The sequence below is a fragment of the Vreelandella azerica genome, from assembly GCF_013112225.1.
Lineage (GTDB): Bacteria > Pseudomonadota > Gammaproteobacteria > Pseudomonadales > Halomonadaceae > Vreelandella > Vreelandella azerica.
Genome location: NZ_JABFHI010000002.1, coordinates 528,097 through 540,749, shown reverse-complemented (window position 1 = coordinate 540,749; position 12,653 = coordinate 528,097). Strand labels below are relative to the sequence as shown.

General features: G+C 56.1%; 10 protein-coding genes and 2 pseudogenes. 5 read left to right on the top strand and 7 right to left on the bottom strand.

What is annotated here, in order from left to right:
• Positions 1-70: 70 nt before the first annotated feature.
• From HLB35_RS06585 to lhgO, 4 genes and pseudogenes are all read right to left on the bottom strand, one after another.
• Positions 71-2,079 (bottom strand): annotated as a pseudogene (locus tag HLB35_RS06585) (TRAP transporter permease).
• A 40-nt stretch (positions 2,080-2,119) separates the two neighbouring features.
• On the bottom strand, positions 2,120-2,677 hold the full coding sequence (locus HLB35_RS06580) for a DUF1850 domain-containing protein (protein WP_235937016.1): 558 nt from the start codon (positions 2,675-2,677) through the stop codon (positions 2,120-2,122).
• Positions 2,678-2,715: 38 nt separating this feature from the next.
• Positions 2,716-3,693, bottom strand: a complete 978-nt coding sequence (locus tag HLB35_RS06575) for a TAXI family TRAP transporter solute-binding subunit (RefSeq protein WP_171701970.1) — start codon at positions 3,691-3,693, stop codon at positions 2,716-2,718.
• A 191-nt stretch (positions 3,694-3,884) separates the two neighbouring features.
• Positions 3,885-5,093, bottom strand: coding sequence for an L-2-hydroxyglutarate oxidase (gene lhgO / locus HLB35_RS06570; RefSeq protein ID WP_171701969.1), 1,209 nt, complete (start codon positions 5,091-5,093; stop codon positions 3,885-3,887).
• A 142-nt stretch (positions 5,094-5,235) separates the two neighbouring features.
• On the opposite strand from lhgO, the gene csiR reads away from it, so the two are divergent.
• From csiR to gabT, 4 genes and pseudogenes are all read left to right on the top strand, one after another.
• Positions 5,236-5,925, top strand: a complete 690-nt coding sequence (gene csiR, locus HLB35_RS06565; protein ID WP_171701968.1) for a DNA-binding transcriptional regulator CsiR — start codon at positions 5,236-5,238, stop codon at positions 5,923-5,925.
• Between the two features lie 114 nt (positions 5,926-6,039).
• A pseudogene (locus HLB35_RS06560) lies at positions 6,040-7,217 on the top strand (acyl-CoA dehydrogenase).
• A 69-nt stretch (positions 7,218-7,286) separates the two neighbouring features.
• Positions 7,287-8,540: a CaiB/BaiF CoA transferase family protein gene (locus HLB35_RS06555; RefSeq protein ID WP_171701967.1), complete on the top strand. Its 1,254-nt coding sequence runs from the start codon at positions 7,287-7,289 to the stop codon at positions 8,538-8,540.
• A 192-nt stretch (positions 8,541-8,732) separates the two neighbouring features.
• Complete coding sequence (gene gabT, locus HLB35_RS06550) at positions 8,733-10,007, top strand: 4-aminobutyrate--2-oxoglutarate transaminase (protein WP_171701966.1); 1,275 nt, start codon at positions 8,733-8,735, stop codon at positions 10,005-10,007.
• 79 nt (positions 10,008-10,086) lie between these two features.
• Here gabT and HLB35_RS06545 read toward each other — a convergent pair whose 3' ends face one another.
• Positions 10,087-10,341, bottom strand: a complete 255-nt coding sequence (locus tag HLB35_RS06545) for a thiamine-binding protein (protein WP_171701965.1) — start codon at positions 10,339-10,341, stop codon at positions 10,087-10,089.
• A gap of 78 nt (positions 10,342-10,419) precedes the next feature.
• Positions 10,420-10,986, bottom strand: a complete 567-nt coding sequence (locus HLB35_RS06540) for a bactofilin family protein (protein WP_171701964.1) — start codon at positions 10,984-10,986, stop codon at positions 10,420-10,422.
• A 191-nt stretch (positions 10,987-11,177) separates the two neighbouring features.
• Here HLB35_RS06540 and HLB35_RS06535 point away from each other — a divergent pair, with 191 nt between their 5' ends.
• Positions 11,178-11,795, top strand: a complete 618-nt coding sequence (locus tag HLB35_RS06535; RefSeq protein WP_171701963.1) for a bactofilin family protein — start codon at positions 11,178-11,180, stop codon at positions 11,793-11,795.
• Positions 11,796-11,816: 21 nt separating this feature from the next.
• Here HLB35_RS06535 and HLB35_RS06530 read toward each other — a convergent pair whose 3' ends face one another.
• On the bottom strand, positions 11,817-12,611 hold the full coding sequence (locus tag HLB35_RS06530; protein ID WP_171701962.1) for an alpha/beta fold hydrolase: 795 nt from the start codon (positions 12,609-12,611) through the stop codon (positions 11,817-11,819).
• Positions 12,612-12,653: the final 42 nt, after the last annotated feature.

The window sequence follows — 12,653 nt, the reverse complement described above, 5'->3', positions numbered from 1 at the left end:
AAACAAGTTTGTGACGTAAAAAAGCCCGGCGTTAAAGCGCCGGGCTTTTTTGCTGACCAATGGCTTTTATTCAAGCCGATTGCGGTGAAGACTCCCGACGGCTCGCCAACCAGTTGGCGACAATGGCGACGGCCATCACCACCGCACCCGCGGCTTCAATCATGAAATCAGGGTAGAAAACCGCCACAATCGCCCCCCGATAGCCAGACGTGAAAGCAGCCCCATGTGAGTAAACAGGTAGCCTTCCAAGGCCGCCGCAAAGGCCCCAAGGGCCAGCAGGGCAATAAAGCCCGTCCAAATCACCACCGCAACCGGCCCGCCCATGATGATTTCCGGGTTGAACACCATAAATAGCGGAATCAGGTAAAGCCCCTTGGCAAATTTCCAGGCCTGGAAGCTCGTTTCCATGGGCTTACTGCCCGCAATGGCAGCCCCGGCAAACCCAGCCAGGGCAACCGGCGGGGTCACATTGGAATCCTGGGAGTACCAGAACACCACCAGGTGGGCGATCAATAGCGGAATACCAAACTCCTGGGTCAGCGCTGGCCCAACCAGCACAATCAGGACGATATAGCTGGCGGTTACTGGCAAGCCCATGCCCAGAATCAGGCTGGCCAACAACACCATCACCAGCGCCAGAATCAGGTTACCCCGGAAAACGCCATCATCATCGAGGAAAACTTCAACCCCAGGCCCGTCAGGCCTACCACGCCAACGATAATACCGGCTACCGCACAGGCCATGGACACCGCCACCGCGTTGCGCGCCCCCAGCTCCAGCCCTTCAATCAGCTTGCGTAAACCGCTGGCCAGCGCCATTTTCATCCGGCTGGCCGTCACCGGCTGACCTTGCCCCGGGGCCACAAAGAAAAACCACACGACATAACGCAGCACGGCAACTGCCACCATGGTGATCACTGCATAGTAGCCAACCCGCATCGGCGACATACTCATTGCCAGCAGCCATACCAGCACCAGCAGCGGCAACAGGAAATGCCAGCCATCGCGCATGACATCACGCATCTGAGGTAACTCGCTGCGTGACATCCCTTGCATACCCTGTTTCAGGGCGATGATATGCACAAATAGGTAAACAGTGGCAAAGTACAGCACTGCGGGGAAGATGCTGACCTTGACGATATCCAGGTAAGGCGTATTGGTATACTCGGCAACCAGGAAAGCCCCTGCCCCCATCAAAGGCGGCATAATCTGCCCCCGGTAGACGCCGCAGCCTCAATGCCACCGGCCTGCTTGGGCTTGTAACCCAGTTTTTTCATCAGTGGAATGGTAAAGGCACCGGTAGTGACCACATTGGCGATCGCACTGCCGGAAATCGACCCCATGCCAGCCGAGGCAATTACCGATGCCTTGGCGGGGCCACCGCGCTGGCGCCCCGTGGCTGCGTAGGCCATATCAATGAAAAACTTACCTGCCCCGGTACTTTCCAGAAAGGCGCCGAACAGCACAAAAATAAAGATGTAAGTCGCGGCAACCCCCAGCGGCAAGCCAAAGATACCTTCCTGGCCCAGATACAGCTGCCCGGCAATACGATCAAGACTATAGCCACGATGAGCCAGAATCCCCGGCAGCCACTCCCCCAGCCAGGCCAAATCCCCCGCGGCCCCGCCATGGCATAAAGAATGGCAATGGTGCCAATGATCGTCATGCTGATACCCACGGCGCGCCGACTGGCTTCAAGCACCGTAAAGGTGGCGATACAGGCCACCAGAATATCGGTGTCACTCCAGAAACCGGCACGATTAATGATGTCATCCAGGAACAACACCAGATAGCCACCGGTAATCATGGCGCCAATAAAGAACAGCGTATCAATCGCGCCTGCCAGCAGGCCGCGCTTGCGATGCGGCCCAAAGGCAGGAAACATCAGAAAGGCCAGCATCATGATCAGCGCCAGGTGGATACTACGCTGATAGAAAAGCCCCAGCGGCTGGATACCCGCTGAATAAAGCTGAAACAGCGACAAGCCGACGGCCACTGCCGTAATGCACCATAAAATCGGGCGTGAATGCGGTATTTTGCCGCCTGGCATCACCACCGCAGGTTGTTTGGGTTCATTCATGAAATTCTCACCTGGCCCTATAGGATTTGCTTGTTAGTAGTTATTGATAGCCCGCTTCCTGAAGCTGAATAATCACCCGTTCCCCCGCCGCCTGTTCACTGATACTGACGCTTTTAGTGGGCGCTTGCGCTGGCCAGACAAGGCGATGGTTTACCCGCATGGCGCCGACACGCAAGGCGTAGCGGTTGCCGGGCACCGGTTCGTCAATCCCCTTGATCCAGTAGCCACCCTCGCCATCTGATACCTGTACGCCCCGCCCCAGAACGTGGCCAAGACCGGCTGCAAAATCCGGTTGATGGCTGCGCTCCAGTACCATTCGGCCTGCTACGTTCCGGTAGCAGTCAAGCACCACAAACTGAGCAACGGAGTGATTCCACTTCACACACCACCGCGCCCCTTGGGGCATAGGGATGGTGATCAGCCGCTGCTTACTTGGGGAACCTGGCTGAACATTGCGCTCAACCACCAGCTCATAGCCAACAGCCGGAGCAGAGGCTGACTCTGCTCCGGCTGCAGGAGAGGTGACGAAGACAGCCAACAGAACCAACCTCTGCCAGCGCCTTGCCCAGGGAAGCAGGCAAAGCATGATGTTGATCATGGCAACCTGACACCTGTTAATAAATCAGCAGACCCCGCTCAGGGGCGAAGACGATCCGGCACGTCGACACCGGCATCTTCCAGATAACGGATAGCCCCCGGATGCAGCGGCACTGGCGTTGATTCCAGAGTGAAGTCAATAGTGGTGTCGTTAGCCGCCGGGTGAACGGCAATCAGCTCATCGGTCTGTTCGAATAACAGCTCGGTGAGTTGATAGGCCAGCTCTTCATCCATGGCCGCATTGACCACCAGTACATTGGGAACACCAATGGTCGGCACCGCTTCGTCCATGCTTTCGTAGAGATTTTCACCCAGCTCATAGCGGGCGAAGACCGCTACTTCTTCCTGAGCATTGGCAATCTCTTCGTCCGACAGGCCCACCAAGCGAATATCACGAGTGGTTGCCAGGTTCAGAATCGAGCTGGTGGGTGGGCCAACGCTCCAGAAACCTGCATCGATATCGCCATCGCGAATGGCATCAGCGGTTTCATTGAAGTTCAGGCGCTGAGGGTCGAAGTCGTCATAGCTGATGCCATTGGCTTCCAGAAGCGCCCGGGCATTCAGCTCGGTGCCGCTACCCGGCGCCCCGACAGAAACCCGTTTGCCCGCCAGGTCGCTGATGGAATGCACATCCGATTCAGCCAACGTCACCAACTGGACAGCATTAGGATACAGCGAGGCCAGAGCACGGGTGTCCTCAATCTGGCGGCCCTCAAAATGGCCAGTACCGGTATACGCTTGATAGACGGTATCCGCCAGAGCCAGCGCCATATCCGCATCACCACGCATGATCAAGCCCATATTTTCAACCGAGGCACCGGTCACCTCAGCGGTCGCCTGAGCGCCTTCAATATGATTATTGATCATCTCGGCAAAGCCGCCGCCCATCGGGTAATAGGTGCCGCCCGTGCCACCAGTGGCAATTGAGAGCTGCTGAGCTGAGGCGGGTAGCGCTACGGCCAACATGGACGCAGCGGCCAGGGTGGTAACGGTTGTGAAAGCTTTATGAGATTGCATACGCACTCCTTCGCCCTCTCGGGCATTATTATTGATATGACACACGCATCTATCAAATGCATCAACTGAACGACGGGATCAGGGTTGGCTGACAGGCGTTCAGATTGTGTAACAAAAACTAGCATGTCTTAAAAGCGCTTGGCCACTGTCGATTAACGCTGGCGTAAACGCAAAGCTTATCCAGATAGGGTTCACGCCTCAACCATACGGTTTACCTGGCTGACAATATGGGCGCCAATCGGCAGTGCAGAGGTCGCTGCGGGGGAAGGCGCGTTGCCCACGTTCAAGGTGCGTCGGGTATTCACAAACAGGAAATCATCCACCAGTTTGCCATCATGGGACACCGCCTGGGCACGCACGCCTGCCGGGTAAGGTTGAAGATCATCCAGGGTAATACTCGGGCAGTACTTTTGCACCAAGGCCAGGTAACCACGCTTATAGAGTGAGTTTTTCAACTCCATCAGCCCAGGGCGAGCATTCTTGGCCAGCACCTTGAGAATACCGCCATGGGTGAGCATCTGGCCCATATCCGCAAGCGATATATCGCGCTTGCGATAGCCTTCGCGTTTGAAGGCCAGCACCGCATTGGGGCCAACGGTAACGCTGCCATCAATCATCCGGGTAAGATGCACGCCCAGAAACGGCATGCTGGGATCTGGAATCGGGTAGATCAGATGGTTGACGACCCGCTGATGGTGTTCAGGCAGCACATAATATTCACCGCGAAACGGGCAGATCGTGAAGCCAGGGTCTTTACCCAGCAGGCGGACAACCCTGTCGGCCATCAGGCCTGAGCAGCTGACCAGATAGCGGCTGGTCACAACATGCTCGCTGCTATCTTGTTGACTGGTAACCACTACTTCTGCCGGGCGCTCTTCCAGCCCGACCACCTCGTGGCCATAGCTGATTTCGCCACCCAGGCGCTGAAATTCATCCGCCATGGCGCGGGCAACCTGAGCATAATCGACAATACCACTGGAGGGCACATGAATCCCCGCCACTCCAGTGACGTTGGGCTCACGTTCTGCCAGCGCCTGCGCTTCCAGCCACTCTCGCTCCAAGCCGTTTGCCTGGGTGCGCTCCCACAGTGCCTGCATGCGCTGCTTTTCCAGATCATTGGTGGCGACCAGAAGCTTGCCGCAGATATCATAGGGCACCTGGTGTTCATCGCAGAAATCACGGGTAGCGCGATTGCCTTCCAGGCAGAACCTGGCTTTCAGGCTGCCCGGTGTGTAATAGACGCCTGCATGAATCACCCCGCTGTTATGCCCTGTCTGATGCTGTGCTGGCCCGTTTTCCTTTTCAAGCACCAGCATTTGTTTGTCCGGATAGGCTTTTTTCAGCTGCATGGCGGTCGACATTCCCAGAATACCACCGCCAACGACGACAAAATCCCACATGCTATCTACCTCCAGAATCCCTTATGATGGGAGGATAAAATTTCGCTGTTTCGCCAGTTTATGGATTCTTCCCCATGTCTTCTCGTATTTTTCTCCGGCGCCAACGTCGCCGTTAGTCACACCGACGACCAAAGACACCACAATGCCCAAGGACGGTGTGCGCGAAAACCTGGGCATTCGCGCCTACCAGCTGCTCAAGAACGACATTATCAAAGGCACCTTTGCACCCGGTGAAAAGCTACGCATGCATGCCCTCAAGGCCTATTATGACCTGGGCATCAGCCCGCTGCGTGAAGCGCTCTCGCAGCTGGTGGCCGAGCATCTGGTGGTGGCCATCAGCCAGCGTGGCTACCGGGTGGCGCCTATGTCATTAGCAGAGCTGCACGATATCTACGATGCCCGCGCCCAGCTTGAGGCCATGCTGCTGGGGCTGGCGATCGAGCGCGGCGATGACGCCTGGGAAGCCGATGTCGTCGCCAAGGCCCACCACCTGAATATCGTCAGCGCCAGCAATACCCCCGAAGGGCTGCTCGCTATCTGGGATGAGCGACACAGCACCTTTCATACCACGCTTGTCAGTGGCTGTAATTCATCCCACCTGCTGCAGGTGCGTGCTGGACTGTTTGATAAGGTACAACGCTACCGCCACCTATGGCTGAAAGAGACAGTCTTCTCCGAGCAGGCACTGGAGCAGAAGCGCCAGGAGCACTCAGCGCTGGTTGACGTCACGCTGGAGCGCCGCCATGAAGACGCCATGGCCATGATGCACGACCACCTGATGACACCCGTTCCCATCATCACCGAGGCCATGCATCAACAGGGGCTTGCCTGAGGGCCTCAATAAAAAATTTCAAAAAATGTAGAAATTTTTAAATAACAACGATAAATTAGCTGGGTCAGGAGCTTCACGCTTCAACCGCACAAGTTATAACGACGAGGACACGCCATGAGCCGCTTTAACTGGGATGACCCGCTTCTTCTCGAACAGCAGTTAACCGACGAAGAACGTCAGATTCGCGACGCCGCTTACGATTACTGCCAGGAAAACCTTCAGCCCCGCGTACTGTCTGCTTTTCGCGAAGAGCGTTTTGATCGCGAGATCATGACCGAAATGGGTGAGTTGGGCCTGTTGGGCGCGACGGTCTCCCCGAGTACGGCGGTGCAGGCGTCAACCACGTTGCTTATGGCTTGATTGCCCGGGAAGTAGAGCGCGTTGATTCCGGCTACCGTTCGGCAATGAGCGTGCAGTCATCGCTGGTGATGTATCCCATCGAAGCCTACGGTAGCGAAGAACAGAAACAGAAGTTTCTGCCGCGCCTGGCCACCGGCGAACTGGTCGGCTGCTTTGGCCTGACCGAACCGGATCATGGCTCCGACCCGGGTTCCATGGTCACCCGTGCCGAAAAAGTGGATGGCGGCTACCGCCTGACCGGCGCCAAAATCTGGATCACCAATAGCCCGATTGCCGACCTGGCCGTGGTCTGGGCCAAATCGCCCGCCCATGACAATCAGATCAAGGGCTTTATCGTCGAGCGTGGCACCGAAGGGTTCACCACGCCGAAAATTGAAGGCAAGGTCTCTCTGCGCGCTTCCATCACCGGTGAGATCGTGCTGGATAACGCCTTTGTACCGGAAGAAAACCTGCTGCCTAACGTTAGCGGCCTAAAAGGGCCTTTCGGCTGCCTCAACAAGGCGCGTTACGGCATCGCCTGGGGCGTTATCGGCAGCGCTGAATTCTGCTGGCATGCCGCCCGCCAGTACACCCTGGATCGCAAGCAGTTTGGTCGCCCGCTGGCACAAACCCAGCTGATTCAGAAAAAACTCGCCGATATGCAAACCGAGATTACCCTGGGGCTGCAGTCTGCCCTGCAGGTGGGCCGTTTGATGGACAGCGGCAACTGGGCACCGGAGATGATCTCGCTGATCAAGCGCAATAACTGCGGCAAATCATTGGACATCGCCCGCATGGCCCGCGACATGCACGGCGGCAACGGTGTTTCCGATGAATACGGGGTGATTCGCCATATGGTCAACCTGGAATCGGTCAACACCTATGAAGGCACCCACGATATTCATGCGCTGATTCTGGGTCGCGCCCAGACGGGTCTTCAGGCGTTCTTCTAAACCGCTTGGCATTTTGAGCGCTTCGCTGCGGCGAAGCGTTTTCGATAACGGTTTATGAGGAGCATCACAATGCAACAGTCTCCCCCAGCGCCGCTGGCTGGCGTCAAGGTGCTTGATCTGTCACGGGTGTTGGCTGGCCCCTGGTGCGGCCAGATGCTTGCCGATATGGGTGCCGAGGTCATCAAGGTAGAACGCCCGGACAAGGGTGACGACACCCGCCAATGGGGCCCACCCTGGCTGGCAAGTCAGCAGCCCGAACAGCGCGGCGAATCGGCCTATTATCTGTCTGCCAACCGCGGCAAGCGCTCGGTCACCGTGGATATCTCCCGGCCCGAAGGCCAGAAACTGGTGCGGGAACTGGCGGCGACATCTGACGTGGTGATCGAAAACTTCAAGGTCGGTGGACTCAAGAAATACGGTCTGGATTACGCGAGCCTGAAAGCAGTCAATCCAGCACTGATCTACTGCTCCATTACCGGTTTCGGCCAGCAAAGCCCCTATGCCCACCGGGCAGGCTATGATTTCATGATCCAGGCCATGGGCGGCATCATGAGCCTGACCGGCCAGCCGGATGACACGCCCGGCGGTGGCCCGGTCAAGATAGGCGTCGCCTTTACCGATATCTTTACCGGCCTTTATGCAGCCAACGGCATTCTTGCTGCTCTCTATGCCCGAGATAAGCAGGACGCCGCCAGCCGCGAAGGCACCCATATTGACATGGCGCTGATGGACGTACAGGTTGGCGTATTGGCCAATCAGGCGCTTAACTACCTGACCTCTGGCAAGGTGCCCCAGCGCCTGGGTAATGCTCACCCTAATATCGTTCCCTATCAGGCGTTTACCACAGCTGATGGCCATATGATTGTGGCGGTAGGCAACGATGGCCAATTTCAGCGTCTCTGTCAGGTGCTCGAACGCAGCGAACTGGCCCACGATGAGCGCTTTGCCACCAACGGCGCCCGAGTCAGCCATCGCGAACAGCTGATTCCAGAACTTCAGGCAGTGCTTGCCACCCGTACCACTGACGAATGGCTTGCCGCCCTTGAAGCTGTGGGCGTACCGGCCGGCCCCATCAATACGCTGGATCGCGTTTTCGATGACCCTCACGTCAAGGCGCGGGAACTCAAGCAACAGCTGAAACATCCACAATCTGCAAGTGGTAAAGTGGATCTGGTCAATAATCCTATCCGCTTCAACGGGATCCAGATGAGTGCCCAGAGTGCCCCACCGACACTGGGCGAGCATACTGACGCCGTACTCAAGGAACAGTTGGGGCTGGACAACGCCCAGATTGACGGACTTAAAGCACTGGGCATCTTATAAGCAATTCAAAATACCGCTTTAAGCTTTAAAAAACAGCTACTTATATCTAAAGTGTATAAATGGTGCTGAAAGCGTTACAATATGAACCACAATTAAAGGCCATTCACGCTAACGCAAGGTGCGTGACATTACCTTAGACGCCAAGCTGAATATTACTTTTCTATTGAGTCGTCACTCACAAGAGGAGACACCATGAGTAACGCAGAACTGAACGAACTGAAACTCAAATATGTTGCTGCCGGTGCTGCCAGCCCCGCCACGGCCTTTGCTGACCGTGCTGAAAACGCTGAAATCTGGGATGCCGACGGCAACCGCTTCATCGACTTCGCGGGCGGTATCGGTGTACTCAACGTCGGTCATCGCCATCCTAAAGTCGTTGCCGCCGTCAAAGCGCAGTTGGATAAGGTGATGCACACCTGCCAGACCGTCATGCCTTATGAAGGCTACGTGAAGGTAGCTGAAAAGCTCAGCCAGATCGTCCCTGTTCGCGGCCATGCCAAGGTCATGCTGGCTAACTCCGGCGCTGAAGCACTGGAAAACGCCATCAAGATTGCGCGTGCCGCTACCGGCCGTTCCAACATCATCTGTTTTGATGGCGGCTACCACGGGCGTACCTTCTACACCATGGCCATGAACGGCAAGGTCGCTCCTTACCAGACCGATTTCGGCCCCATGCCGGGCACTGTTTTCCGTGCGCCCTACCCGGTTGATTACCATGGCGTAAGCGAAGACGAAGCGCTGCGCGGCCTGCACATGGCGCTGAAAACCGATGCCGGTGTCAACAACACTGCGGCTATCGTACTGGAGCCTGTGCTGGGTGAAGGCGGTTTCTACCCGGCGCCGAAGAGCTTCCTTGAGAAGGTGCGTGCGATCTGTGACGAGCACGGCATCCTGATGATCATTGACGAAGTCCAGTCTGGCTTTGGGCGTACTGGCAAGATGTTCGCCATTGAACACAGCGGCGTTGAGCCGGACCTGATGACCATGGCCAAGAGCATGGCAGACGGCATGCCGATCTCAGCGGTTGTGGGCACCGACAAGCATATGGATGCTTCCGGCCCTAACTCACTGGGCGGCACCTACACCGGTAGCCCGACCTCCTGTGCGGCTGCACTGGCCGTGATGGAAGTTTTCGAGGAAGAAAACATCCTCGAGAAAAGCCAGGCACTGGGTAATAAACTGGCCGAGCGTTTCGGCGGCTGGGAAAACAAGTTTGATTGTGTCGATAACGCTCGCAACATGGGCGCCATGGCGGCATTCGAACTGGTCAAAGACAAGGCCAACCACACACCTGATCCGGAACTGACAGCCAAGGTCTGCGCCAAGGCGCGTGAGCACGGCCTGATTCTGCTGTCCTGTGGTCTGCACGGTAATACCATCCGCTTCTTGATGCCTGTCACTATCGAAGACAGCGTTCTCAATGAAGGCTTGGATATTGTTGAGGCCTGCCTTGAGGCACTGACCTGAGCAATCTCTCACGTCAGATGTTAAAAAACCGCCCGAAAGGGCGGTTTTTTTGTGGCTGGCAATCACAGGCCCCGGCGCCTCATGCACCCTCAGGGCGGCGATCCCCTTCCAGGAAGTTGGCGACAAAGGCAGCTTTGCCATAGGTTTCAAATGACCACTTCATCACATCAGACAACGCTGCCATGACGGCATCAAACTCACCAAACACCTGGGTGCTCATACGGTTGGGGTACACCTCCAGGCCGCTTTCCTGCAGGCGTTTCACCACTTCACGCACGGGCGGTTTGAAATCATCGGTTAGTGGATAAAAACTAAGCTGGACAGAAAGATACATGGTGTCTCCTTAAGTCATGCACGTTAAGTCATACACGGCAATGAAGAAATCTATATGAGCCATCGGACACTGAAAGCGTTAACCGACCTCACTATCTGCCATCACTCTACCATGCAGCTTGGCACCACTTAAGCAATCAAATCGAACGGTGGTGACATTCCCCAGCACATCGGCTTTCTGCAATAGCGCCAGACGCTGTGTTGCATGAATATCGCCCTCGACCTTACCGTCAATGGTGACCTGCCCACCCTTGATAGAAGCGGTCACATGAGCACCGGATGCCAGGTGTACGCGCTGATTTTCAGCCAGTACGGCTCCGAGAATACACCCTTTGATAATTACACTCTCACGCGCAATCAGATGGCCGTGCACCGTTGTGGCCGGCCCGATATGACAACCTGCCGATAGGCTTTTACCACGCTCCTCGCGGTGCACAGCCGGTTCAGGCATCAATTCCACTTCAGCATCAATTGGTTGTTGCTCTGGGTGATCCGACGTCAACACCTTCTGGGATAAGGCCGGGGCAGCCGCCGCCTCCTCAGCTAATTCATTTTTGTGGCTCTTACGACGACGGCGCAAACCATCAGCCACAATCAGCACCATGCAAAGCGCACCCGCCAGAATCAATACACCTTGATCAATCATGCCAAGAGCCTTGGGTAATATGCGATATCAGTCATCTGGACCTAGCGCATTAAGTTTGATTTATCCGTGAGAATAATAATGTAAAACACACATGACACACTTACTGACTAGAATCTTCATGCTAGAGTAGCTGAATTCATAAAAATCAACAAATGAATACACATTCACACAAACCAACAAGGGAAATAGCGATGTTCAACAAATCCAACTCAACGTCAGTGTCTCCTAAAAAAGGCGCTGAGCCCGAGAACAAGCAGCAAAGCAGTCTCGCCAGCATTGCTCCAGACAGCGCTCCAAAAGCGTCACTGCCAAGCCAATCCGGCTCCTCAATAGGCCGCTATACCGACGTACAAGGTGATATCTTCAGTGACGAAAACCTGACGATTGATGGCAACGTAGAGGGCACCGTGACCTGCAAGGCAAAAACAGTCACGCTGGGGCAGGAAGGCTCGCTGGATGGCAATATCTATGCCCACACGCTGCATGTTTCCGGGCGGGTAGAAGGTAATCTGGTTGCGCTGGAAAAAGTCACTATCCACGATGGCGCCAATGTCTCAGGCACCATTATTACCCCTAACCTGATTATCGAGGATGGCAGTAAATTCCGTGGCAATATCGATATGGATCCGGCCAACGAAATTTTCGAACGTATCTTTGACACTGGAACCCACAAAGCGCCCTCTTCGTCGGGCACAGCAGCCGTCAGCAAAGCCACGCTGTCTCCCAAGGCTAAAACCACCGACACCGATAGTGCCAGTAAAAATAACCAGCAGGCGGGCGACGAACAATCAGCCAAAAAAGCCAATTAAGCTGGCTGCAGCCAGGCTAGGCTAGCCGCCGCCAGGCGGCAAAATAGCGCTACGCGTCTCTTCAGGGTGCTCCATGGGAAACATATGGGAACCGGGCACTTTATCTACCTGCAAGCCGTGGCGCTCCAGGCGTTTGATACGCCCCGCCGTCAGCAGATCCGAGGCTTCTCCAGCTACTATGCTGACCGGCACCTTGAGCCGCCTGGGCAGGCGCGTCAGGTGGTCTGGCAGATGGCGAAAAATGGCGACTTCAATCGTGGGGTCAAAGGTCAGTTCAGCGCGGCCATCGTCAAGGAGCCGCGTTCCCGCTTCAATATAGTCATTGAGCGCCTCTGGCGTGAACTGACGGAAGAGCCCACGGCGACGCAGGTATATCCCCATGGCTTCACGGCCCGGCCACACGGTGCGCCGCCCCAGGGTCTTTCCAGCGGGGGTGATACGGTCAATAAATCCGAAGCGTTTGGCCGCTTTCATCACCCATGCATCCGTGCCCAGCATCAAGGGCGGGTCAAGCATCACGACCCCGTGAAAGCGCTCTGGCGCCTTGGCCGCGGCCATAGCCATCAGGGTGCCACCCAGCGAATGCCCAACCCCGAATACCGGCGCGCCCATTGCAGGCAACTGCGCCAGCAACTCATCCACCAGGTTCGCCCAGTTATGGTTCACCGGGTACTCCGGGTGATGCCCCAGTCGGTCCAGCGGGTGCAGATCAAACTGCTCCGACAGCGGCGCCAGCAGGCTGCGATAACTCATCCCCGGAAAGCCATTGGCATGGGCAAACACTAAACGGGGGCGTTGGGTATTATCAGCAGTCATATCAGGCTCGCAAAGTCGTCAATCAGTCACTGGACAACGGTT

Excerpts from the sequence above, each read along its gene's own strand:
- HLB35_RS06580 (WP_235937016.1), bottom strand. The coding sequence starts at position 2,677 with ATGATCAACATCATGCTTTGCCTGCTTCCCTGGGCAAGGCGCTGGCAG.
- HLB35_RS06575 (WP_171701970.1), bottom strand. The coding sequence starts at position 3,693 with ATGCAATCTCATAAAGCTTTCACAACCGTTACCACCCTGGCCGCTGCG.
- lhgO (WP_171701969.1), bottom strand. The coding sequence starts at position 5,093 with ATGTGGGATTTTGTCGTCGTTGGCGGTGGTATTCTGGGAATGTCGACC.
- csiR (WP_171701968.1), top strand. The coding sequence starts at position 5,236 with ATGCCCAAGGACGGTGTGCGCGAAAACCTGGGCATTCGCGCCTACCAG.
- HLB35_RS06555 (WP_171701967.1), top strand. The coding sequence starts at position 7,287 with ATGCAACAGTCTCCCCCAGCGCCGCTGGCTGGCGTCAAGGTGCTTGAT.
- gabT (WP_171701966.1), top strand. The coding sequence starts at position 8,733 with ATGAGTAACGCAGAACTGAACGAACTGAAACTCAAATATGTTGCTGCC.
- HLB35_RS06545 (WP_171701965.1), bottom strand. The coding sequence starts at position 10,341 with ATGTATCTTTCTGTCCAGCTTAGTTTTTATCCACTAACCGATGATTTC.
- HLB35_RS06540 (WP_171701964.1), bottom strand. The coding sequence starts at position 10,986 with ATGATTGATCAAGGTGTATTGATTCTGGCGGGTGCGCTTTGCATGGTG.
- HLB35_RS06535 (WP_171701963.1), top strand. The coding sequence starts at position 11,178 with ATGTTCAACAAATCCAACTCAACGTCAGTGTCTCCTAAAAAAGGCGCT.
- HLB35_RS06530 (WP_171701962.1), bottom strand. The coding sequence starts at position 12,611 with ATGACTGCTGATAATACCCAACGCCCCCGTTTAGTGTTTGCCCATGCC.